Annotated in this window: 1 protein-coding gene; it reads right to left on the bottom strand. The window is 72.9% G+C overall.

Features of this window, described 5'->3' with window-relative positions; genetic code table 11:
• Window positions 1–45 precede the first annotated feature (45 nt).
• On the bottom strand, window positions 46–262 hold a 217-nt coding region (locus tag ACRHNM_RS17115), incomplete at its 5' end, for an EamA family transporter (RefSeq protein WP_431137844.1).

Genomic DNA, 262 nt, shown 5'->3' with positions numbered 1-262 from the left:
GCCGAATACCCGGGGGCGCGGTGCGGGTTTGGCCCGCGCCCCGGCTCAGGCCGCGCCGGGCCGGGCGCCGCCGCGCAGGCGCCACTGCCAGTTCAGGCTGACGCCGGCGGCCGCCAGGAAGATCATGGCCACGCCCAGCACCTGGGTGGCGTCCATGCGGTGGCCGTACACCACCAGGTCCAGCAGGATCGCCACGGCCGGGTAGATGAAGCTGTGGGCGGCGGTCGAGGTAGTGGGCAGCTTCTGGATCGCCGAATACATC

The organism is Psychroserpens mesophilus, from assembly GCF_050617655.1.
In the GTDB taxonomy this organism is placed as follows: Bacteria; Bacteroidota; Bacteroidia; order Flavobacteriales; family Flavobacteriaceae; genus Psychroserpens; species Psychroserpens mesophilus_A.
The sequence above is the reverse complement of the archived record's forward strand: the minus strand, read 5'-3'. Positions and strand labels throughout refer to the sequence as shown.